The following is a 21,844-nucleotide window of genomic DNA, read 5'->3' as shown; positions in this document are numbered from 1 at the left end:
ATGGCAAAAACTACAACTATTATAGACATTGGGTCAAACTCAATGCGAATGGTTGTATTACAAAAAAGTAGTAGATTCGCATTTCATTTGATTAATGAAACAAAAAGTAGGGTTAAAATCTCAGAAGGATGCTATGAAAATGGTGGCAACCTTCAAGAAACTCCTATGAATAGAGCTTTTAATTCATTAAAATCTTTTTTAAATATATCAAATTCACTTAAAGCAAAAAAAGTGATTTGCGTTGCAACATCTGCACTTCGTGATGCACCAAACTCGAAAGTTTTTTTATCAAAAGTGAAAAAAGAACTAGGCTTAAATATAAAAGTTATAAATGGAGAGAAAGAGGCATACTATGGTGGTGTTGCAGCTTTGAATTTACTTCATAATGATGAATTTTTAACTGTAGATATTGGTGGAGGCTCTACTGAATTTTGTTTTGTAAAAGATGGACAAATAACAAAATCAATTTCCTTAAATATAGGAACAGTAAGGTTAAAAGAACTTTTTTTTGATAAAGGAAGTGTAAATGAAGCAAAAGAGTATATTTCAAGTAATTTAAAAAAGATTTTTGAATTAGATATTAGTATTCCATCTACTGTTGTAGGAATTGGTGGAAGTATTAGAGCAATTACTAAAGCTATAATGAAAGATAGTTCTTACCCACTTGATGTATTACATGGATATACTTATGATGTTGACTCAAATAAATCACTTATAAACTCAATAATAAATGCAAAAGATATTACTGAACTTAAAAAACTAGGAATAAAAAAAGATAGATTTGATACTATAAAAGAGGGAACTTTTATTTTTAATACTATTTTAGAAGAATTAAATACAAAAAAAGTCATTACTTCTGGAGTTGGTGTTAGAGAAGGTGTTTATCTTTGTGACTTGTTAAGAAATTCAAATCATAAGTTTCCCTCAAATTTTAATATAAGTTTAAGATCACTACTTGATAGGTTTGAAACAGATGGCAACCAAAGTGCATATTTTGGAAATAATGCAAGTAAAATATTTGAAGTTTTAAAACCTATACATAATTTAGATGATAAGTTTAGAACACTTTTAGTAGTTGCTTCAAAACTTCACTCTATTGGTACTACACTGAATTTTTATAAAGTTAATGACAATACTTTTAATTTTATATTAAATGGTTTAAATTATGATTTTTTGCATACTTCAAGAGTTATAGTAGCATATACAATAAAATATTCAAAAAAGTCTTTGCCTACTAAAAAAGATTTACAAGGATATGAGCAACTATTACCAAACCTAGAAACAATGCAGTGGATGTCTTTTATGATTTCTTTAAATTTGATGATAAACCAAGATTATTCAAAACCAAAAGTAGAATATATCTTAGAAGCTAATACTTTGAAAATTATACTTCCTTGTTACTCATTTTTAGTTGAGTCTTCGCTTGATAAACTAGAAGTACCAAAGATGCTAGAATTAGAAATAGTATGTCAAAAATAAATAAACTTGCAATTATTAAGCTATCTGCAATGGGTGATATAATTCATGCAATGGTAGCTTTACAATTTATAAAATCTAAATATCCAAATATAAAAATTGATTGGTTTGTTGAGGGTTCTTTTAGTAAAGTTTTGCAATATAATCCTCATATAGATAATATTTATGAACTAAATCTAAAAAGTATTAAAAAAAGTAAAAAAGAGCTTTTTACTCAAATAAAATTAGCAAGAAAATATTCACAAAATCGATATGATTTAGTAATTGATGCTCAAGGTTTAATAAAATCAGCAATTGTTTCAAAATTAGTAGGTAAAAAAGTAGCTGGTTTTAGTAAGCTTTCAATTAGAGAAAAGTTTGCAGCAAGTTTATATAATGAAAAAATAACTATTTCATATGATAGAAATGCAATTGATAGAAATGCAAAGATTTTATCAGAACCATTAAATTTTACAATATCAAAAAAAGATATTTTGAATAAAAAACCTTTTTTATTCTTTAAAAATGAAGATAGAAAAGTATATGAACTTTTAAGTAATGATAAAAAAAATATACTATTAATTGTTGGTGCTAGCTGGGTAAGTAAAATGTATTCTAATGAAAAATTTGCTAATATTACAAATTCTTTAAATGAAAACTATTTAATTGCTTGGGGAAGTGAAGCTGAAAAACAGATTGCAAATAAGATTGCAAATCATAGTTCAAATGTAACAGTTCTTCCAAAATTAGATTTAAATAACTTAAAAGCACTTGTTTCAAAAGTAGACTTGGTAATAGGTAATGATACTGGACCTACGCATATGGCTTGGGCTTTAAATATACCATCTATTACACTTTTTGGTAATACACCAGGATATAGAAATACATATGAAACAAATATAAATAGAATAATTGAGTCAAATACAAAAGTAAATCCATATAAATTGGATAAAAATGATTTTTCAATTAAAGAAATAGACGATAAAAATATCGTAAAAATGGCAAAGGAAATTCTTTATGAAGAGAAAAATTAAAGATTATTATAGATTTCTTTTATATAAAATTTTTAGATTTATATTTGCAGTTATGCCTTATTTTATAATAAAACCATTATTAATATTTGCTACAAAGTTAGTTGATAAATTTAATAAAAGATATAATAAAATAGTACAAGCAAATTTAGATTTAGTGTTTGGTGATACTATTTCTCAAGAAAGAAAAGAACAAATTAGATTTAACTCATATAAATCACTTTTTTTTAATATATATGAGTTTGTTGAAAACCAATCAATTTCAAAAGAGAAACTTTTTCAAAAAGCAAATTTTGAAAATGAACACTATATTACAGAAGCTATAGAAAATAATAGAAAAATTATATTTATTACGGCTCATTATGGCGGGTGGGAGATAGCTTTACCTTATGTTGCGTTAAAATTTGGAACTCTAGCAGTTGTAAATAGAAAAATGGATAATCCATTGATAAATGAGCTTTATATAGAAGCAAGAGATAGAAACAATATAATAATGCTAGAGAAAAAAACAGCAGCAAAGGGTATGTTAAAAGCTCTAAAAAACAATCACCATGTTGCTGTCGTAATTGACCAACATATTAAAGATGGTATTGAAATAGATTTTTTTAATAAAAAAGTGCTTGCAACTGACTCTACTTCAAGACTTGCATTAAAATTTGATGCTTTAATAATACCTGTATTTGCACAAATGAATGATTTTAGGGATTATACTTTAAAAGTATATGAACCTTTAGATGTAAGAAATATAGAATTTAAAACAGAAGATAAAGTCAAAGAGCTTACAATTATGCAATCAAAAGTAATTGAAGAGCAAATTAGGAATAAACCAGATTTTTGGTTTTGGCAACATAAAAGATGGAAACAGTTCTACAAAGAGATTTATAAGAAGTAATAAATGAATAATAAACCCAAATATCATCTTTTTAAAAATACAAAATATGCCTTAAGTGGATTAAAACATGCTTTAAAAACAGAAAACTCTTTTAGATTAGAGCTTTTTTGTGCAATTTTTATTATAGCTGGAATTTTAATTATTGATGCAAGTTTGACTTATAAATTAATACTTTTAGTTACTGGAATTTTAGTTTTAATAGTTGAATTAATAAACTCTGCTATTGAAAATGTAGTAGATTTAGTGACAAAACAGTTTGCACCTTTAGCAAAAACTGCAAAAGATATAGGCTCAACTGCTGTTATGTTTACAATAATTTTACATTTAGTGTGTTGGATTTTAATTTTATGGGAAGTATATGCTTGATTTAATTAAATTTGTAAAAGAACAAAATCTTTTAAATAAAGATAAAGAGATTTATTCACTAGTTTTTCAAGATAAAAAGTATTGGGTTAAAAAAGCAAGACCTACGATGTCATCTTTAAGTCATAAACTATATTACAAAATATTTAAATTAGAGATAATTACACCAGTTGAGTTTAAAAGTGCAAAAGAAGCATTAGAATTTGAAACATCAAAATTAAAAAGATTTGAAACATTAGGTATAAATGTACCTAAAGTAGTTTATAAAGAAGATGATTTTTTTGTTTTAGAAGATAGTGGACGAACTATACATTCACATATTAGAAAAAAAGATGTAAAAAAAGAGGATATTTTCTTTTTTACTCCTAAAGCAATTGAGACTATTGCACAAATACATAATTGTAATGAGTATCATGGCGGAGCTCAATCAAGAAACTTAACATACAAAAATAATAAAGTATATGTAATTGATTTAGAAGATAGTTTTGATGAAAATGTCGATTTAAAAACTTTGCAATATAGAGATTTTTTACTTTTTTTACTATCAATGACGAAAATAAGAGCAAATGTAGAAATAGACTACGAATATATTATTGATAATTATATAAATTTGACTCAAAATTATGAATTTAAAGAAAAACTCAAAAGTTTAGCTAGAAGAATTTCTTTATTAATTAAAATAAGTAAAATAAACTTTATTAATAAACTTTTAGGGCGAGATGTAAAAAGCTTTTTTAAACTATTTGATAGTTTATATAATTTGAAAATGGATAAAAAATGAATAAAATAATTATTTCAAATGTACTAAATATTTTTAAAAAACTTTTACTGGGACATATACTATTTTTAGTTTTTATGTCAATTTTTAGACTTGTCTTTTTTAATTACTATTCTTCACTTGATAGTTTTGAGGGCTTGTATTTAGATATATTAAATGCTTTTTTTCTTGGTTTTAGGATTGATTTAACTGTTATTGGCTATATTCAAGCAATTCCAACAATAATTCTTATAATATTATATTATGTAAAAAAAGATAATTTATTACTATATTTTGAAAAGTTTTTAGTTTATTATCTTTTTATTTGTTATTTTGTAGTAAGCCTTTTTTTATGTGCTGATTTTGGGTTTTATTCATACTTTAAAGAGCATATTAATATTTTATTTTTTGGTCTTTTAGATGATGATACTAAAGCTTTGATGATTACTTTTTGGCAAAATTATAATGTGATTTTAATTTTAGCTATTTTCTTTGCTTACTTAAGTTTTTTATTTTATTGTATAAAAAAGATTTTTGCTATTAAAAATAAAAACTATAACTCTTTTTTTGGTCTTAAAATTTCAGCGCTTATTTTTCTTATTTTATTTATATTGAATTTTCTAGCAATAAGGGGTACTTTTGGTATGTATCCTTTAGGGAAAATGATTCCAAATATATCAACAAATGAGTTTATAAATAAAATATCACATAATGGGTTTAGAGCTTTTACAAATGCTTTAAGTGCAAGAGAAAAATATCTTATGAAAAAATATGACTTATTAAAAGCTACTGGATATAAAGGAAATATTGAAAAAGCATTTGAAGTTTATAAAGGAACTAGTGATATAAATAAAAATGAACTACTACAAAATATAACATATAAAACGAAAAAAATTGATGATAAAGAGTATAATGTTGTTGTAATTATGGTAGAAAGTTTTGGAATGCCAATACTAAAATATCAAAGTGAAGAATTTAATATTTTAGGTGAATTAAAAAAGCATTTTGATGAAGATACTTTATTTACAAATTTTATATCAGCTGGAAATGGAACAATTTCAAGTTTACAAGCAATGCTTTTAAATATACCTCACCGTCCTGGATCTTTTGCATTTTCACAATCTATTTATAAGCAAACTAGTTTTACATATAGTCCTGCATTTTTATATAAAGATTCTGGTTATGAAACAAGTTTTATTTATGGTGGTGATTTAACATGGAGAAGTTTAGCTCAGTTTATAAAGCATCAAGGCTATGATAATGTTGAAGGTAAAATCAATATCTTTAATCACCTAGAAGATATTACAAAAGATAAAGATGAATATTTTCATCCATGGGGAATTTTTGATGAATATTTATATTCACATATATTAAAAAAGCTTGAGAATTCAAATAACAAACAGTTTATAGTAGCACTTAGTACAAATAATCATCCACCTTATAATATACCAAATGATTACAAGTCTAAAAGTTTAACTTACAATGAAGAAATAAAAAATCATATTACTGGTGATTTTGAGTTAGCAAAACAAAGGTTTGCTTCATATGCGTATGCAGTAGATCAAGTTGGAATATTTTTAGATAAGTTTAAAAAGTCTAAATTTAAAGATAATACAATAGTTGTAGTAACAGCTGATAATAACACAATTGATGGAATTATGAAATATGATGAAAATGAGATTTTGAATTCTAGAAATATTCCATTGTATTTTTATTTACCTGAAAGTTTAAAGAGCAAATTAAATATTGATACAAAAGTTGCGGGTTCACACAAAGATATTTTTCCTACACTTTATAATTTAACTTTAAAGAATAAAGAATATCTTTCTATAGGAAAAAATCTTTTTGACTTAAGCCAAGAGCATTTTGGATTTAATGGCGCTTTAGTAGTTAATTCAAAGGATGAAGTTAAAAAATTTAAAAGTTTAAGTATCAAAAATGAACCTATGCTTGAGTATTATAAGGCCTGTTTAGCAATAAGTGAATACTTAATTAATATTAATTATAAAAAGGGAACCAGTGAAAATAAATGAAATTACTCATTATCTTAAAAATGAAGATAAATTAGTATTGTTTATATACTTTTATTGTTTTATTATGCCTTGGAATTTTTCTAATGGTCAATTTGGAACTTTAACTATTATTCTTTTTATTTCTTGGCTAATAAAATATAAAGATACAATTATAAAAAGATTTAGAAGCATTTTTAACTTTAAACCTTTAGTTTTATTAATTATATTTATTTTATATACATATATTTCTTCTTTATGGAGTGAATCTTTAAAAGATGGTTTAGATTATGTAAATAGCTTTCATAAGTATTATTTTTTAATGATACCAGTATTATTTACAACTTTAAATGAAAAAGAGGCAAAAAAAGCAATTTTATTATTTATAATCAGTTTTTCTCTTTATACAATATTTTCTTTTTTGATATATTTAGGAATGTTTACTATATCAGACACAAATAGTACTTCTTCTAATCCTAAAGGTATAATGGGATATGCTATAGTTACTCAATATATGGCAATAGGAGCAATATGTTCTTTTATTATTGCCTTTTTTTCAGGAAAAAAGAATATAAAAGTACTTTTTTATTTTCTAAGTTTTATAAATTTTATTACTCTTTTTGTAAATAATAGTCGTACTGCTCAACTTGCATTTTTATTATCAATAATTTCTATAATAATTCTAATGAATTACAAGAAAATTTTTAATTTGAAAAGTTTATTATTTTTTTCTATTTTCTTTTCTATTATTCTTGTTTTTACATATATTCTTCTAGATAAGTCAAATAAGCTTAATAGGTATGAAATGGCAATAAATGAAGTAAAAGAAGTTTTTACTAAGAATAAGTTTGAAGGAAGTGTAGGTCTTAGAATTTATTTTAATAAAGTAGGAATTGAGGCACTGAAAGAAAATCCTATTTTTGGATTTGGACCAGAAGATAATGTAAAGTTTCTTGAAAATTATCAAAAAAATGACAGTAGATATACATATGAAAAAATATTCTCTACATATCATAGTGAACATTTTGACTTGATAAGTAGATATGGTTTATTAGGGTATTTGTTATTAATTGCTTCAATACTTTGGTTATTGATTTTATTAAAAAAATATGATTTAAAATATTTTTTAATTGGAACAACTTTTTATATTGTTATATTTTATATTTCATTTGCAAATGCAACTTTTGCAAAGAAACCTATTAATTACATCTTAATATCTTTATTTGTATTATTAAGTGTAATTGTATATAAAAAATCCATAGAAAAAAAGAAAAATGATTAAATTAGAGGATAAATTTCTTTTCTCAAAGGGAAGTGAACGTGCCTGTTATAATCATCCTTTGGAAAAAGATAAAATAATTAAGATTTTATATAATAAAAAATATAAAAGTAATCAAAACTATTTAGAATATAAGTATTATAAAAAATTAAAAACAAAAAATGTTAGTTTTTCGCATATTGCAAGATGTTATGGCTTTATTGAAACAAGTAAAGGCAATGGACTTGTATTTGAAAAGATAACAGATTATAATGGAAATACATCTCGAACATTCAGAGATATTTTACTTGATGAAACATTGAGTTACACTGAAGAAAAAAAACTATTAAATGAGTTGGAACATTATCTTCTTAAAAATAATATTCTATTTGCAGACTCTACTACTGTAAATTTATTATGTAAAGAGTATCAAATTAATAAGTATAAGTTAATAATTATTGATGGTCTAGGTGCTAAAAGAGAAGGTCTTAAGTTTAGGCTATATCTAATGTTTAATTTTTACAATAAATATAAGATTATAAAACAATGGAAAATATTTCTTAAAAATATTGATAAAGTTAAAAAGAAGATTAAATTAAATCAACAACTCTAAATACTCTTTTTGCTCTCTTTGTAAAGCAAAAATTTCTAAAGCTTTATAATGATTTTGTATTGCTTTTTCTTTTTCTTCTTTTAAATTTTTTGCTAAATTTAAAACTATTTTTTCAAGTTCTTCAACACTATTTTGTGATGTTAAGTGAATATGAAAGCCCAAGTCTTTAAATTCAGGTGATGAAGTGTCATTATAAATAATTGGAATTAGTCCAAATCCAAGTGATTCAATTATCGCATTACTCATACCTTCTCCTAAACTTGGGAAGATAAATACATCGCTTTTTTGAAGATACTTTTTTACTTCACTTGTGTATCCTACAAACTCTATTTTTGATTTATATTCAAGAGTTTCAATATAGTCATTCATCTTTTTAAAATAGTTTTTGTCTTGGATATCTCCTAAGAATTTTAAGTTAAAATCAAAATTATTTTTATATAAAATATCACAAGCTTTTATAGCTTCAAATTGACCTTTTCCTGGATGAATTCTTCCCACATGTACTAAATTAATTTTTCCATTGAACTCTTTAAATAAAATATCTTTTTCAAGTTTTAAAGAAGAGTATATTCTTGTTACTTTTGCTTTTTGAGGTATTGGAAGAATATCTAAAATATTTTTTTTCATATATTCACAATTTCCAACAAAATAGTTTACATTACTATAAAATAGTTTATGAAAAATATCTTTTTTTGAAGTTGTTTTTTTAGAACCTTGTCTAATTATAAAATTTATATCTAAGCCAAGCGTTGCAAAATAGAGTGATTTCATCTCAGAAGCACCAAGAAATATTACATTTTTAATTTTATTGTTAATTAAAATTTCTCTAACACTTTTTATTAATTTAAAGCTAAAATTACTAGAAAATATTACTTGATGTACTTTTACATCATAGTTTTCAAAATGTTCTTTTTTATTTAAAATATAGCTATTATCTCTTGCAATAAATTCAGTTTTAACTTTATTACTTAATAATCTTGCTAATTTAACAGAGGCTAATTCCATCCCTCCATTTACTCTTGACAGACATATAATTGCAGTTTTTTGCTTCATCAGTTTTTCTTTTTAGGTAGAGTTAACATTTCACCTAGTTGAAAGTCAACTTCTTTAGGCTTAAACCAGCCAAATCCACCTGCTGGATGGAATGTTAACTCTCCAAAGTATATCTTTTTATTAATTGTATAAAGATCTACTCTTACAAATATAAAATCTTTTGCTAATATTTCAGATACTTTAATCATTTCTTCTAAATTACTTGGTCTTTCTATATCTTCTCCTCTTGGAAAGTTAAATTCAAAATTTTGTTTTTCCCACTTAGTATTGTATAAAGTTTTTTGATGATTATTAAGTCTATTACTATCAACTTGAATTAATTTTGCTTTTCCATTCATGCATAAAAATTTATAGTCTTTGGGAATACTGCCTTGTTCATCAATTAAAAGTTTTTCTACAATTATTTGTGGTTCTATATTTTTGTATTGCCATTCTCTAGTTCTATAGTAAAAATTATTTTTCAACTCTTTTGATAGTTTTTCTTGTAGGTCTTTAAAAGTATAATCATTTTTATTTTTAATTATATATGCACCTCTTGAATGATTTGGTTTGACTACTACAGGGTAGTTTGGTAATTTCATTTTATTGATTTCTTTTGGATTTTTAGTTACTAATATTAGTGGGATTAAATAATCTTCTCCAATCTTATTTTTTATGTAGTCTCTTACTAAAAATTTATCAGCACATTTAGTATGTAGTGGTGTTCTGTCATATAATTTTAGCCATTGAAGTTTTTGATTAAAACTTTTTGGATTAATTAAATTTAAATCATAGTGTAAATATTTTTTGAATTTGTACTTTGTGTATTTTTCATCAGAAATAAATAAGTATCTTAAAAAGTATTTTATTTTTTTTAGCATTTATTCTCTTTTTAGCAATTATATCGAATTTAAATTAAACTTATTATATAATATAGACTTATTAAATAAATATTTAAGGTATTTTGAATTTGAAAATAACAGCAAATATAATAACACTTAATGAAGAAAAGAATATAAAAGAAGTTATAAAATCAGTACAAACAGTATGTGATGAAGTTTTGGTTATTGATTCTTTAAGTAGTGATAAAACATGTGAAATAGCAGAGAGTTTAGGTGCTAAAGTTATAAAGCAAGAGTATTTAGGTGATGGTCCACAAAAAGCTTTTGGAGCTCCATTTGCAAAGAATGATTGGGTTTTAAGTATAGATGCAGATGAAAGATTAGATTTAAATGCAATAGAAGAGATTAAGAAACTTGATTTAGAAAATACTACTTTTGATGCTTTTTCTTTTGCAAGAAAAACTTATGTTGGAGATAATTTTATAAAGCTTTGGTATCCAGATAGAGTTACAAGACTTTATAATAGAAGAAAATGTGCTTACTCAACTGCAAAAGGTCATGCAAAAGTTGAGACAGAAAATATTTGTGATTTAGAAGCTGATATGTTACATTATTCATATGAAGATTATATCCATATGATAAGAACAACTGAAAAGTTTATTAAAAGAGGTGCCGTTTTAGCATATGAAGATGGCAAGCGTGCAAATTCTTTTGATCCTTTTATTCATGGAGTTGGAGCACTTTTTAAAACATTGATTTTAAAAGGTGGTGCGTTTCATGGAATTAATGGTTGGAATGTAGCTGTTGTATCTGCTTTTAGTTCTTATATGAAATATGCAATTATGTTAGAAATGCAAAAAAATGAAAAATAAGAATATCTTAGAAGTTTGTTTATCTCCTGATTTGGGAGGCTTGGAACTTTATATGAGTAATTGTTCAAAGTATTTATCAAAAGAGTTTAATGTATATAATGCAATTTCAAAAAATTCAAAGCTTGAAAACTATTTTAAAAATGAAAAAAATATTTTCATATTAAAAAGAAAAAGTAGCTTTTCTTTATTTTTGGCTCTAAAGCTTGCGAAATTTATTGATGAAAAAAGAATTGATATTATTCATCTTCATTGGACAAAAGATATTCCTAATGTTGTATTTGCAAAAAAATTATCAAAAAGAAAGCCTAAAATTATACAAACAAGACATATGACAATGACAAGATTTAAAAATGATTTTTATCATAAGTTTTTATATAAAAATATTGATACAATTATTTGTGTAACAAAAGCTTTACAAGAACAAGTTAATAAATTTATTCCTAAAGATATTAGACCAAGAACTAAACTTTTATATCTTGGAGCAAAAGATGAAAAACTTTTAAATCAAGAGGAAATAGAAAGTTTTAAAGAAAAATTACAAGTAAAAAACTCTTTTATGGTAGGACTTATTGGAAGAATAAATGAGTTTAAAGGGCAATATTTACTTATTGAAGCTATGAAGTTGCTAAAAGAAAAAAAGCTAAATATTAAAGCTTATATCATAGGACATGCTATGAGTGAAGAGTATTTAGAAAAGCTAAAACAAAAAGTTATAAAATATGAGTTAGAAGAGCAAGTTTTATTTGTAGGTTTTACAAAAGAGCCTTCAAAATTCATGCAAGCTTGTGATGTAGTTTTGATGACTTCAAAAAATGAAACTTTTGGATTAGTTACAATTGAAGCTATGCGAAATGGTACAGCTGTTATTGCTTCAAATTCTGGTGGAGTTTTAGAAATAATTGATGATGAAAAAACTGGACTTTTATTTGAAAATCAAAATTATGAAGATTTGGCTTTAAAAATAGAAAAGTTATATAAAGATGATTTTTTAAGAGAAAAATTAGCTTACTTAGGACAAAAAAAAGCAGAAGAACAGTTTGATAGTGAAAAACAGTTTAAAAAATTAAATACTTTATTTGAAACGATTTAGGATAAAAAGTGCTAGTTTTAAAAGAAAAAGATTTTATAGGAAAAGGTAGTGAGAGAGCTTGTTATTTACATCCTGAAGATAAAAACAAAGCAGTAAAAGTAACTTATAAAAATAATAAAAGAGAAAAAAATAAACAATCAGAAAAAGAAGTTAACTATTATAAAGAGCTAATAAAAAAAGGAATGAATGATTGGCAACATCTTCCAAAGTTTTATGTAGAAATTGATACAAACCATGGTGAAGGTTTTATAATTGAGGTTGTTCGTGATTATGATGGTGAAGTTTCAAAACATTTGCACATTATATAAAAGAAAATGGAGTTGATTTTTATAAACAAGAGCTTAATGAATATAAAGAGTATTTTTTAAGAAATAGAATTATTTTTAATTATGGAATGATGCCTAAAAATATTCTACTTAGAAAAATAAGTAAGGAAAAATCACAACTTGTATTAATTGATGGATTAGGTGATGTTTCTCACTTTACTTTGCCAAATAAAATTTCATATTTTGCAAGAAGAAGAATTAATAGAAGATGGGATAAGTTTGTAAATAAGTACTTATAGAGTAAAATATATTTACTCTATAAGTGTTTTTATTTGTTTATTCTCTTTATCAAAAGATATTTTTAAAATACCTGATAATCCAGAAATATCTGAATCACAAACAAAATAGTCTTCTTTTGTATTGAAATAACTATATTTTTTTTCATATCCTAAAAGAGTACTTACTACATTTCCTATTTGGTAATGTGAAATAAATTCAAAATCTGAAAAATTATTTTTCATTACTTTAGCACCATTAATCCCATAGATAAAAAATGGTACTTGATAAATTGAATCATAATTTAATCTTCCATGACCTTGTCTATTTGGATCGCCTACATTTGAAGCATGATCTGATGTAAAGATAAAGTAAGTTGGTTTATTGGTTTTTTCTTTTACTTTTTTTACTAATTGAGAAATAATATAATCAGTATAAGCAATTGAATTTGCGTAATCTATTGTATTTTGACTAATTGTTTTATCTTCTACATTTTCTTTTGTAAAGATTTCAAACTCTTTTGGAAAAGTATCTATAAATGGAGTATGAGAAGCTCTTTGTTGTAAAGCAACAAAACTAGGTTTTGAAAAATCAATATCTTCAATCTTATTAAGTAAGAATGTATCCAATGCTGGTTTATCAATATCTTTTGTTACACTTGTTCCATCAGTATATTTATCAATATTACTCATACATAAATAATTTTTTAAATGAGCTAATTGGTCTTGAGCTTGTGAACTATAAAAATATGTTTGAAAGCCATTATTTTTTGCCATCTTAAATAAACAAGTATTTGTTGATATAATTTGTGGTACTCCATCAGGTCTTTTTATTATATTAAAAAATGATGGAACAGCAACATCAGTTACAACACCTGATGCAATTCCTTTTTTATATACAAAGTTTTCATCATCTTTTATTGAATCCAAAAATGGAGTTGTTTTAATTTTATAATCATATAAAGACATAAAATTTCTATTTAAAGATTCACCCATAATCATGATAACATTTATGTCAGGATTATTAGTAAGAAGTTTTGGTGTAGGAACAACAGGTTGTTCTAATCCAGTATTTCCCGATATTTTTTTAGGTAAAATACTACCAAATAAATAGCCAAGATTTAGAACTGTATTTTTAATTGGATAATATTCTACATTTGGTCTATGACCTTTTTTGGAATCTTTAATATAAACTCTAAGTGGTACAAATATAATAAAAGCTATTAATATAAAAGATAAAAATGGAATTTTAAGTCTTTTTTCTTCACTAAATTTTAGTAAAAAATAAATAGAAGAAATAAGACATATTATCATTATAGTAGGTATAATAGCAATTTGAGCAACTGTTCTAAAAGTATCATATGTTTCTTGAAATTTTGTAAAGAAAAGTAAGTACTCAAGAGGGAAAATCCAAGTTCCAAAATATGCAAAGTGTAAAATTTGAAACCAAACAAATGATGCAATTACTGTAAAAGTAATTAAAATAGCTCTAGTTCTTATTATTGATATAATCAATAGGTTTATTATAAATTGTTCTAAAAAACTTTTAATATTTAAATTAAAAGATAAAATATCATTATATATTCTGTATATTTGTTCAACACAAACAAATAAGCATGTTACTATTAGTGCTAAAAAAATATTGTAAGTTATTTTGTAAAATATATTTTTCATCGATTTCCTTGTAATAAATTAAGTCGAAATAACACTTAAAGTAAAATAAAAATCTTATAAATAGTTATTTAATGAAAATATAGATGCTTTTTTGATAAAATATATTTTTGTCAAATATAAGGAATAAATTGAGTTTTAAATATGAAATAAATGATAGATTTAAAAATATAAAAGAGTTTTTATTAAATATAAAAGAGTTTTTTGAAGAAAACTCAAATACTATTCATAAAGCTAGAAATGAATTAAAAGTTATTGAGTATAAAGGTATAAAGACAGTTGTTAAAGGTTTTAAAATACCTAATATAATAAATCAAGTAGTCTATGCTTACTTTAGAGATTCAAAAGCAAAAAAGTCATATGAAAATGCAGTGAGACTAAGAAATTTAGGTTTAAATACTCCAGAACCAATTGGCTATATAGAGTTTTATAAGAGTTTTTTATTTAAAGAGAGTTTTTTTATAGCAAAAAAATATGAGTATGATTTTACTATTAGAGAACCATTAAGAAACAAACAGCTTGAAAATAGAGAAGAAATTATAAAAAAGTTTGTTGAATTTACTTTTAATTTACATAAAAATAGTGTTTATCATAAAGATTTTTCAGCTGGGAATACACTAGTATCCATTAATGATAGCAGTTATGAATTCTCAGTTGTAGATATAAATAGAATGGAGTTTAAAGCAGTTGATTTAAAAACAGGACTTGATAATTTTGCAAAACTTTGGTTAGATGAAGATGATATAGTTTTAATAGCTACAACATATGCAAATTTAGCAAATGCAGATAAAAATGAAGCTATAAAACTACTAAAAATATCAGATAGAAAATTAAAAGAGTTTGTAGAGTTTAAAAGAAAAATAAGAGGTAAGAAATAGTGAATTTACTTATTACTAGACATGATAAAATTGGTGATTTTGTTGTGACTTTACCTTTATTTAAAGCTATAAAAGAGCAGTATCCCAATACAAAATTAACAGTACTAGTTGGTAAAATTAATTTTGATTTTGCAAAAAAGATTCCTTTCATTGATGATGTAATTTTATTTGATAAAGAAAATTTAGACACTACTTTAAAACAAATAAAAGAGAAAAGATTTGATGCAAGTATTTCTTGTTTTATTGATACTACTTTGGGAAAACTTCTTTTTAAAAGCGGTATTAAAATAAGAGTTGCCCCTGCTACTAAAATAGCTCAAATATTTTTTAATAAAAGAATAAAACAACGAAGAAGTAAAGTAGAAAAAACGGAATGGCAATATAATTTAGATTTAGCAAAATCACTTTTTCCTAATATAAAATTAGATTTTGCAAAACCTTTATTAAGTTTTGATGTAAAAAAAGAGAATAGAGTGGTTTTTCATCCTGGCTTTGGTGGAAGTAGCGATGGAAATTTATCTTTAGACGATTATATCTCTCTAGCAAAAAAGGTAAGTCAAACTTCAAAAAAAGCAGTTTTTACTTTTGGACCAGATGATGCTGTTTCAAAAGAGTACATCTCTTCAAAAATTGATTTTGAAGTAGAAATCTTTGATTCAAAGATGACCTTGTTTGAGTTTACTAAATATATAGCTTCTTCATATATTTTCATTAGTACTTCAACAGGACCTATGCATTTAGCTGGAGCTACAAATACTAAAACAATTTCTTTTTTTGGAGATTCATTATTTGCTAGTTCTAAAAGATGGGCAACAATAAGTGAAGAAAAAAATCAAAATAATTTTATGTTATCAAGTGATTATACCAAAGAAAAGTATAATAAAATAGAAAATTGTTTAATGGAACTTTTGAATGAATGAAAAAGTAATTTTAAGTAATAAATACTTTTTAGCAAAAGGTGGAGAAAGAGATTGTTATATTTATCCAAATAATAAAACAAAATTAATAAAAATATTGTATTCAAAAGAAGCTTTAAAAAATCATCAAAATAGATTAGATTATATCTATTTTAAGCATTTAGAAAAAAAAGGAAAAGATATAAGTAAAATTGCAAAATGTTATGATTTTGTAAATACAAATTTAGGAGAAGGATTAATTTTTGATAGAATTATGGATTATGATGGAGTTCCTTCAAAATCTTTTCGTTATTTAGTTGCACATAATTTATTAACAAGAGAAGAACAAAAAAGATTATTAAAGGATTTAAAAACTTATTTAGAAAAAAATAAAATACTTTTTCACGATAATAGTATGACAAATATTTTTTATAAGAAGCTTGATAAAAATAAAGCAACTTTAGTTATCGTAGATGGTTTAGGTGCAAAAAGATTAGGCTTGAAGTTTTGGTTATATAGAAATGTCCCATTTTACAGAAATTATAAAATCAAAAAACAGTGGAAAAAACTAATGTTTCTATATAACAAAGATATTACAAGAATTGATAATGGAACAATGCCAATGAGTAGGCTTTAATTATGAATAAACAAGCATTTACTTGGGATAAATACTCAGATCAGCCAAGTGTTATAAAAGATAAAGTTTATAAAAAATCTATGAGAAAAAAGTATATTTTCGATTATGTAAAAATGCTTTTTTCTTCACTTTTAATCTTACCTTTTGCAATTTTATTTATGAAACTATTTAAAGGAAAGAATAACTTTTCAAATAAAGAGTTTATTGGTCTTGGCGTAAACTTAGATAAAGATGATGGGAATAATACACAGCAAAAACTTATTGAAGAGCTTGGTATTAAAAATCTTATTATTAGAGTACCTCTTTGGGATATGAAAAATATTGATTCTTATGTAAAATTTGCAAAAAGTTTTAATGTAAAATCTTCTAAAAATATTTTAATAAATATCATGCAAGATAGAGCTCATATAGAAAATCATGAACTTTTAAAAAAAGATTTAGATATTGTTTTTTCAAACTTTAACTCTTTTGTAAGTGAGTATCAAGTGGGAACTACTATAAATAGAGCAAAATGGGGATTTTTTGCAGTAAAAGAATATCTTAAATTTTTTAAAATAGCTCAAGATTTAAGAGATGAAAAATATAAAGATTTAAAATTAATAGGTCCAAGTACAATAGATTTTGAGTATTATTATAATGCAAGGGCTATGTTTAATTTTTATAATATAAGATATGATAAGATAAGTACTCTTTTATATGTAGATAGAAGAGGATCTCCATATAATACTCAGTATGTTTTTTTTGATACAAAAAATAAAATTGATTTACTTTACTCTTTGTGTAAACTTTCACCTAAATCAAATGATAAGATTTATATTACAGAAGTAAATTGGCCTTTATCAAACACTGCTCCATATGCTCCAACAAGTGAAAAAGAGTGTGTTAGTAATGAAAAGTACTCAAAGTACATGCTTGAGTACTTAAGCATTGCAAAGAAAAGTAAAAAGATACAAAAAGTTTTTTGGCACCAACTAATAGCTCCTGGTTATGGTTTAGTTGATAATAGAGATGGTAAGATAGTAAAATTACCACAATTTTATGCATTAAAAGAAGTTTTAAATGAAAGATGAAATGAAGATTGAAAAAATATTTATAGAAATTCCAACTTGGCTTGGTGATGCAATTATGACAACGCCTGCTATTGAAAATATTATAAAAACATATCCAAACGCAAAGATAATTCTTCTTGGCTCATATGTTTCAACACAAGCTTTGGGTAATTTTAAAAATATAGAAAAAGTAATTGTCGATAACACAAAAAAAGAGGGTAATCGATATATTAATCTTTATTCTTTAGCTAAAAAAATAGGAAAAGTTGATTTGGCTCTTTCTTTTAGAAGAAGTTTTTCTTCAAAGTTTATGATGTTTTTTATTGATTCACAAAAAAAATATAATTACAAAAGGCTTCAAAAAGAGCAAATTCATCAAGTACTAAGATACAATGATTTTGTAAATCATGAATTGAATTTACAAAATAAAGCAGGTGATTTAAAATTGTATTTCAAACCATTTTCTTATGGTAAAGCAACACTTGGAATAAATCCAGGAGCTACTTATGGAAGTGCAAAAAGATGGTATCCAAATGAGTTTGCAAAAGTAGCAATTGCCATGTCAAAAACCCATGATATTGTAATCTTTGGAGGTCCCAGTGAAACAGATATTGCTAAAGATATTGAAGATGAACTTATAGCAAATAGAGTTTCAAATTATCAAAACTTAGCAGGAAAAACTACAATTCCTGAACTTATAGAAAAGATAGCAGGTTTAAATATATTTATTACAAATGATTCTGGGCCTATGCATGTAGCAGCTGCATATAAAGTAAAAACAGCAGCTATTTTTGGGCCAACAAGATTTAAAGAAACAAATCAATGGAATAATCCAAGTGAAAATATTATAAGAAAAAATTTAGAGTGTACTCCATGTATGAAAAGAGTTTGTCCTTTAAAACATCACAACTGTATGAAACTTATTACAGCAAATGATGTTTTAGAGGTGATTTACAAATAATTAGCTAAGTTCATTATCAATAATTTGGCAAATTGTATGTCCAAAAAGAATATGCATTTCTTGAATTCTTGGAGTGTCATTTGATGGAACTACTAAATTTACATCACAAATTTCATTCATAACTCCTCCATCTTTTCCTGTTAGTCCGATAGTTTTACAACCAAGCTCTTTGGCTAGGTTTAATGCATTTATTACATTTTTACTATTGCCACTTGTACTAATTCCAATAATCAAGTCTCCTTTTGAAGCTAAAGCTTCAACTTGTCTATCAAAAACCCTATCATATCCATAATCATTTCCAATGGCAGTTAAAGCACTTGTATCTGTTGTAAGGGCAATTCCTGGAAGTCCTTTTCTTTCAGTTTTATATCTTCCTGTAAGTTCAGCTGCAATATGTTGTGCATCAGCTGCGCTTCCTCCATTGCCACAAAGAAGAATTTTATTTCCATTTTTTAAAGTTTCAACTGCAATTTGTGATGCAGTTTCTAATTTGTCTTGCATAGTTTTAATTGTATTATTTATTGTTTCAAGGTGAGCTTGAAACTCATCTGCAATCACTTGTTTCATTATGTTTAATATCCTTTTATTTAGTTAAACATATTTTATCATAAGAATATTTTAAAGTAATTAAATGTTATTTTATAGCCATTTTAATTAATTTGGTTAAAATTATGTATTAATATCAAACTTGGAAAAATTATATGAAAAACATAACAATAGATTTTAAAGTAAAAACGAAAATTATAAATAGACTTTTGGAAAAAGAGAATATACAAAAGTTAAAGAAAAGAACCTTTTTAGATAAATTAATTTTTGCAAAAAAAGAGTTTGCAGATATATATTTTCATACTGGAAGTATTAATAAAGAAGATATTGAAAAAATTGAAAATGCAAAAAAGATTATTGTAAACTCTAAGAAACAAAAAAGTGAATTAGTAAAAAAACAGCAAATAGATGAAAATAAAGTTGAAATTATCTATCCAAGTATTGATGCTGAGTATAAAAAACCAAAAGAAGTAAAAAAAGAGTTTTGTGAAGAGTTTAATTTAGATGTAAAAACAAAGTTTGTTTTTTTTACTGCACAAAACTTTAAAAACTCTGGTTCAAAAGAGTTTATTAATATAGTAAATAACTTAAATTTTAAAAACTTGAAAGCAATAATTGCAGGAGATAAAAAAGAGGTTTCAGGATTGAGATTTCAGTTATCAAAACAAAATGTAGATGATAGAATTCTATTTTTTACAGATTATAATGACTTAAATAGACTATTTTTAGTAGCAGATATTTTTGTTTTGCCAACACATACAAAAGCTTTTGCCAAAAATATTTTAAAAGCAATGTTTTTCAAATGTGCAGTTTTTGTTCCCTCAGGCTGTGCTTCTAGTGAGATTGTAGATGTGTTTGCTACTATGATGATGCCAAGTGATGGAAGTACTGCATTTAAAATTGATGCACTTTTAGGAAGAAAAGAAGATTTAAAACATATAAAAGAACAAAATAGAATTACTGCACAAGAGTTTACAATAGAGAAAAATTTACAAAAATTAGAATTAATTTTACAAAGTGTATAAACAAGACACTGTTTTAACTAAATGTTAAGAATATTAAGATATAATACGCGAATATTTTTCACTAAAATTAATAAGGAAATCAATATGGCAAGAAGATGTTTAATCTCAGGAAAAGGCGTTATGGTTGGGAACAACGTAAGTCACGCTAAAAATAGAACTAGAAGAAGATTTTTACCAAATTTAAGAACTGTAAGAGTAACACTAGAAGATGGTACTACTAAAAAAATCAGAATTTCTGCTAAAGAGTTAAGAACTCTTAAAAAACACTCATAAGAAGGCGCTTAGAAAAGTGCTTTCATGAGCTTCTTAAAAAGAATTAAAAAAGCACTGGGCTGGGAAATTAGGTCTAATAAACCTGAATATGACTTAAACCCGCTTATATACTCACAATTAAAACCATTTAGGTTACCATTAATACTTATTCAGATTATTTTAATGACTGGTGCATTAGGATATGTATATATTGAAGATTATCCTATTATGAAAGCAATCTTTCAATCTGCATATACTTTTACTACAACTGGATTTGGTGCTTTAAATGAAGCAAATTTCAGTAATCAAGGTATAATTTTTACAGTAACTTTGATGTTATCAGGGTTTGCAGTACTTACATTTTCTGTGGGTATTTTAATCAATACTATATCAAATGGTACACTTTTTAAACTTCTTAAGGAAAGAAAAATGTTATATAAAATTGCAAGGCTTAGAAGACATTTTGTTATATTTTATCATAATGAATATACTGCACAACTAGCAAGACAATTTAGAGAAAATCATGTTCCCTTTGTGGTAGTTGACCCAAGAGATGATATAGAAGAAATTGCAAAAGAGTATGGTTATCCTTATATAGTAAATGAAGAACCTTATAAAGAGGTTGCTTTTTTTAAATCTCATTTAAGTTCAGCTAAAGGTGCTATTTCATTGTCAAAAAATATATCTGATAATATTACACTTATTGCTTCAGTTAGATTATATGAAAAAGAGCTTGGTAGAAGTCCTTTTTTAATTATTTCAAATGCAGAAACACAAAATGATAAAGTAAGACTTAAAAAGCTTGGTGCAGATAAAGTTGTAGCTCCTCCATCACTTATGGCAAAAAGAGTAAGTGCAATGGCAATAAGACCTGATATGGAAAATGTACTTGAAGAGTTTTTATACAAAAAAGATACTCCTATTGATATGGAAGAAGCATTTGTAGGAGAAGAGTCTTGGGCTGTTGATAAACAAATACAAGATTTACATTTAAGAGATAGAATGAAAGTCTCAATTATTGGTATTACAGAAGCAACAGGGAAATTTATTCAAATGCCAAAAGGTACCACAGTTATTAGAGCAAACTGCAAGCTTTTACTTGTAGGAAGCCATAGAGGTATTTCAAAATCAAAAAGAATACTTTCTTATTCTCAAAAACCAAAGGATATATAAA

At 24.9% G+C, this 21,844-nt stretch carries 22 protein-coding genes and 1 pseudogene; 19 read left to right on the top strand and 4 right to left on the bottom strand.

Translation table 11 applies throughout. From position 1 onward, the window contains the following. Genes ACAN_RS09865 through ACAN_RS09830 form a run of 8 tightly spaced genes read left to right on the top strand, consistent with a single transcriptional unit; the run spans nucleotide 1 to nucleotide 8,378 of the window. Nucleotides 1–1,479, top strand: coding sequence for a Ppx/GppA phosphatase family protein (locus tag ACAN_RS09865; protein WP_099334425.1), 1,479 nt, complete (start codon nucleotides 1–3; stop codon nucleotides 1,477–1,479). Further along, nucleotides 1,467–2,489: a lipopolysaccharide heptosyltransferase I gene (gene waaC, locus ACAN_RS09860; RefSeq protein ID WP_099334424.1), complete on the top strand. Its 1,023-nt coding sequence runs from the start codon at nucleotides 1,467–1,469 to the stop codon at nucleotides 2,487–2,489. Before ACAN_RS09865 ends, waaC begins: the two co-directional genes overlap by 13 nt. Continuing rightward, nucleotides 2,473–3,378 carry a lipid A biosynthesis lauroyl acyltransferase gene (locus tag ACAN_RS09855; protein WP_079580097.1) on the top strand — a complete coding sequence of 302 codons (906 nt, stop codon included), beginning with the start codon at nucleotides 2,473–2,475 and terminating at the stop codon, nucleotides 3,376–3,378. The genes waaC and ACAN_RS09855 overlap by 17 nt, the downstream gene beginning before the upstream one ends. 3 nt (nucleotides 3,379–3,381) lie before the next feature. Continuing rightward, on the top strand, nucleotides 3,382–3,744 hold the full coding sequence (locus ACAN_RS09850) for a diacylglycerol kinase (RefSeq protein WP_099334423.1): 363 nt from the start codon (nucleotides 3,382–3,384) through the stop codon (nucleotides 3,742–3,744). Beyond that, on the top strand, nucleotides 3,737–4,522 hold the full coding sequence (locus tag ACAN_RS09845) for an RIO1 family regulatory kinase/ATPase domain-containing protein (protein WP_099334422.1): 786 nt from the start codon (nucleotides 3,737–3,739) through the stop codon (nucleotides 4,520–4,522). Before ACAN_RS09850 ends, ACAN_RS09845 begins: the two co-directional genes overlap by 8 nt. Next, nucleotides 4,519–6,531, top strand: coding sequence for an LTA synthase family protein (locus ACAN_RS09840; RefSeq protein WP_099334421.1), 2,013 nt, complete (start codon nucleotides 4,519–4,521; stop codon nucleotides 6,529–6,531). The genes ACAN_RS09845 and ACAN_RS09840 overlap by 4 nt, the downstream gene beginning before the upstream one ends. Then, a complete protein-coding gene (locus ACAN_RS09835) occupies nucleotides 6,518–7,789 on the top strand; it encodes an O-antigen ligase family protein (protein WP_099334420.1) in 1,272 nt (423 codons plus the stop codon). Before ACAN_RS09840 ends, ACAN_RS09835 begins: the two co-directional genes overlap by 14 nt. After that, nucleotides 7,782–8,378 carry a YrbL family protein gene (locus ACAN_RS09830; protein ID WP_099334419.1) on the top strand — a complete coding sequence of 199 codons (597 nt, stop codon included), beginning with the start codon at nucleotides 7,782–7,784 and terminating at the stop codon, nucleotides 8,376–8,378. Before ACAN_RS09835 ends, ACAN_RS09830 begins: the two co-directional genes overlap by 8 nt. Here ACAN_RS09830 and ACAN_RS09825 read toward each other — a convergent pair. Further along, nucleotides 8,361–9,431 (bottom strand): glycosyltransferase, encoded by a 1,071-nt coding sequence (locus ACAN_RS09825; protein ID WP_099334418.1) that lies wholly within the window; start codon nucleotides 9,429–9,431, stop codon nucleotides 8,361–8,363. The two genes, ACAN_RS09830 and ACAN_RS09825, sit on opposite strands and share 18 nt — an antisense overlap. Next, the gene (locus ACAN_RS09820) at nucleotides 9,431–10,291 is read right to left on the bottom strand and encodes an ATP-grasp fold amidoligase family protein (protein WP_099334417.1); all 861 of its coding nucleotides are present in this window, start codon (nucleotides 10,289–10,291) and stop codon (nucleotides 9,431–9,433) included. The genes ACAN_RS09825 and ACAN_RS09820 overlap by 1 nt, the downstream gene beginning before the upstream one ends. 89 nt (nucleotides 10,292–10,380) lie before the next feature. Here ACAN_RS09820 and ACAN_RS09815 point away from each other — a divergent pair, with 89 nt between their 5' ends. The 3 genes and pseudogenes from ACAN_RS09815 to ACAN_RS14155 all read left to right on the top strand — a co-directional run bounded on the left by ACAN_RS09815 (nucleotide 10,381) and on the right by ACAN_RS14155 (nucleotide 12,779). Further along, on the top strand, nucleotides 10,381–11,124 hold the full coding sequence (locus tag ACAN_RS09815) for a glycosyltransferase family 2 protein (protein WP_191287710.1): 744 nt from the start codon (nucleotides 10,381–10,383) through the stop codon (nucleotides 11,122–11,124). Further along, complete coding sequence (locus ACAN_RS09810; protein ID WP_099334415.1) at nucleotides 11,114–12,214, top strand: glycosyltransferase family 4 protein; 1,101 nt, start codon at nucleotides 11,114–11,116, stop codon at nucleotides 12,212–12,214. Before ACAN_RS09815 ends, ACAN_RS09810 begins: the two co-directional genes overlap by 11 nt. An 8-nt stretch (nucleotides 12,215–12,222) precedes the next feature. Next, a pseudogene (locus ACAN_RS14155) lies at nucleotides 12,223–12,779 on the top strand (YrbL family protein). A 12-nt stretch (nucleotides 12,780–12,791) separates the two neighbouring features. Here the strand turns inward: ACAN_RS14155 and ACAN_RS09800 are convergent. Continuing rightward, nucleotides 12,792–14,429, bottom strand: coding sequence for a phosphoethanolamine transferase (locus tag ACAN_RS09800; protein WP_099334414.1), 1,638 nt, complete (start codon nucleotides 14,427–14,429; stop codon nucleotides 12,792–12,794). A gap of 128 nt (nucleotides 14,430–14,557) precedes the next feature. On the opposite strand from ACAN_RS09800, the gene ACAN_RS09795 reads away from it, so the two are divergent. From ACAN_RS09795 to ACAN_RS09775, 5 genes are read left to right on the top strand one after another with little or no spacing between them, the layout of a single operon-like run. Then, the gene (locus ACAN_RS09795) at nucleotides 14,558–15,304 is read left to right on the top strand and encodes a lipopolysaccharide kinase InaA family protein (protein WP_099334413.1); all 747 of its coding nucleotides are present in this window, start codon (nucleotides 14,558–14,560) and stop codon (nucleotides 15,302–15,304) included. Next, nucleotides 15,304–16,224, top strand: a complete 921-nt coding sequence (locus tag ACAN_RS09790; protein WP_099334412.1) for a glycosyltransferase family 9 protein — start codon at nucleotides 15,304–15,306, stop codon at nucleotides 16,222–16,224. The genes ACAN_RS09795 and ACAN_RS09790 overlap by 1 nt, the downstream gene beginning before the upstream one ends. Beyond that, complete coding sequence (locus ACAN_RS09785; protein WP_099334411.1) at nucleotides 16,217–16,837, top strand: YrbL family protein; 621 nt, start codon at nucleotides 16,217–16,219, stop codon at nucleotides 16,835–16,837. The genes ACAN_RS09790 and ACAN_RS09785 overlap by 8 nt, the downstream gene beginning before the upstream one ends. A 2-nt stretch (nucleotides 16,838–16,839) precedes the next feature. Continuing rightward, complete coding sequence (locus ACAN_RS09780; protein WP_099334410.1) at nucleotides 16,840–17,907, top strand: hypothetical protein; 1,068 nt, start codon at nucleotides 16,840–16,842, stop codon at nucleotides 17,905–17,907. Then, complete coding sequence (locus ACAN_RS09775) at nucleotides 17,897–18,847, top strand: glycosyltransferase family 9 protein (protein WP_228150635.1); 951 nt, start codon at nucleotides 17,897–17,899, stop codon at nucleotides 18,845–18,847. Before ACAN_RS09780 ends, ACAN_RS09775 begins: the two co-directional genes overlap by 11 nt. Here ACAN_RS09775 and gmhA read toward each other — a convergent pair whose 3' ends face one another. Further along, nucleotides 18,848–19,414, bottom strand: coding sequence for a D-sedoheptulose 7-phosphate isomerase (gmhA, locus tag ACAN_RS09770; RefSeq protein ID WP_079580072.1), 567 nt, complete (start codon nucleotides 19,412–19,414; stop codon nucleotides 18,848–18,850). Nucleotides 19,415–19,548: 134 nt separating this feature from the next. On the opposite strand from gmhA, the gene ACAN_RS09765 reads away from it, so the two are divergent. From ACAN_RS09765 to ACAN_RS09755, 3 genes are all read left to right on the top strand, one after another. After that, nucleotides 19,549–20,418: a glycosyltransferase gene (locus tag ACAN_RS09765; RefSeq protein ID WP_099334409.1), complete on the top strand. Its 870-nt coding sequence runs from the start codon at nucleotides 19,549–19,551 to the stop codon at nucleotides 20,416–20,418. A gap of 84 nt (nucleotides 20,419–20,502) precedes the next feature. After that, complete coding sequence (gene rpmB / locus ACAN_RS09760) at nucleotides 20,503–20,691, top strand: 50S ribosomal protein L28 (RefSeq protein WP_079580070.1); 189 nt, start codon at nucleotides 20,503–20,505, stop codon at nucleotides 20,689–20,691. A gap of 24 nt (nucleotides 20,692–20,715) precedes the next feature. Beyond that, nucleotides 20,716–21,843 carry a potassium channel family protein gene (locus tag ACAN_RS09755; protein WP_099334408.1) on the top strand — a complete coding sequence of 376 codons (1,128 nt, stop codon included), beginning with the start codon at nucleotides 20,716–20,718 and terminating at the stop codon, nucleotides 21,841–21,843. The last annotated feature ends 1 nt before the right edge of the window (nucleotide 21,844 follow it).

The organism is Malaciobacter canalis, assembly GCF_008000835.1.
In the GTDB taxonomy this organism is placed as follows: domain Bacteria; phylum Campylobacterota; class Campylobacteria; order Campylobacterales; family Arcobacteraceae; genus Malaciobacter; species Malaciobacter canalis.
This window is presented reverse-complemented; position numbering and strand designations above follow the sequence as displayed.

Excerpts from the sequence above, each read along its gene's own strand:
- ACAN_RS09850 (WP_099334423.1), top strand. The coding sequence starts at position 3,382 with ATGAATAATAAACCCAAATATCATCTTTTTAAAAATACAAAATATGCC.
- ACAN_RS09800 (WP_099334414.1), bottom strand. The coding sequence starts at position 14,429 with ATGAAAAATATATTTTACAAAATAACTTACAATATTTTTTTAGCACTA.
- ACAN_RS09845 (WP_099334422.1), top strand. The coding sequence starts at position 3,737 with ATGCTTGATTTAATTAAATTTGTAAAAGAACAAAATCTTTTAAATAAA.
- waaC (WP_099334424.1), top strand. The coding sequence starts at position 1,467 with ATGTCAAAAATAAATAAACTTGCAATTATTAAGCTATCTGCAATGGGT.
- ACAN_RS09810 (WP_099334415.1), top strand. The coding sequence starts at position 11,114 with ATGAAAAATAAGAATATCTTAGAAGTTTGTTTATCTCCTGATTTGGGA.
- ACAN_RS09755 (WP_099334408.1), top strand. The coding sequence starts at position 20,716 with ATGAGCTTCTTAAAAAGAATTAAAAAAGCACTGGGCTGGGAAATTAGG.
- ACAN_RS09855 (WP_079580097.1), top strand. The coding sequence starts at position 2,473 with ATGAAGAGAAAAATTAAAGATTATTATAGATTTCTTTTATATAAAATT.
- ACAN_RS09830 (WP_099334419.1), top strand. The coding sequence starts at position 7,782 with ATGATTAAATTAGAGGATAAATTTCTTTTCTCAAAGGGAAGTGAACGT.
- ACAN_RS09840 (WP_099334421.1), top strand. The coding sequence starts at position 4,519 with ATGAATAAAATAATTATTTCAAATGTACTAAATATTTTTAAAAAACTT.
- ACAN_RS09825 (WP_099334418.1), bottom strand. The coding sequence starts at position 9,431 with ATGAAGCAAAAAACTGCAATTATATGTCTGTCAAGAGTAAATGGAGGG.
- ACAN_RS09780 (WP_099334410.1), top strand. The coding sequence starts at position 16,840 with ATGAATAAACAAGCATTTACTTGGGATAAATACTCAGATCAGCCAAGT.
- ACAN_RS09775 (WP_228150635.1), top strand. The coding sequence starts at position 17,897 with ATGAAAGATGAAATGAAGATTGAAAAAATATTTATAGAAATTCCAACT.
- ACAN_RS09765 (WP_099334409.1), top strand. The coding sequence starts at position 19,549 with ATGAAAAACATAACAATAGATTTTAAAGTAAAAACGAAAATTATAAAT.
- ACAN_RS09865 (WP_099334425.1), top strand. The coding sequence starts at position 1 with ATGGCAAAAACTACAACTATTATAGACATTGGGTCAAACTCAATGCGA.
- gmhA (WP_079580072.1), bottom strand. The coding sequence starts at position 19,414 with ATGAAACAAGTGATTGCAGATGAGTTTCAAGCTCACCTTGAAACAATA.
- ACAN_RS09820 (WP_099334417.1), bottom strand. The coding sequence starts at position 10,291 with ATGCTAAAAAAAATAAAATACTTTTTAAGATACTTATTTATTTCTGAT.
- rpmB (WP_079580070.1), top strand. The coding sequence starts at position 20,503 with ATGGCAAGAAGATGTTTAATCTCAGGAAAAGGCGTTATGGTTGGGAAC.
- ACAN_RS09785 (WP_099334411.1), top strand. The coding sequence starts at position 16,217 with ATGAATGAAAAAGTAATTTTAAGTAATAAATACTTTTTAGCAAAAGGT.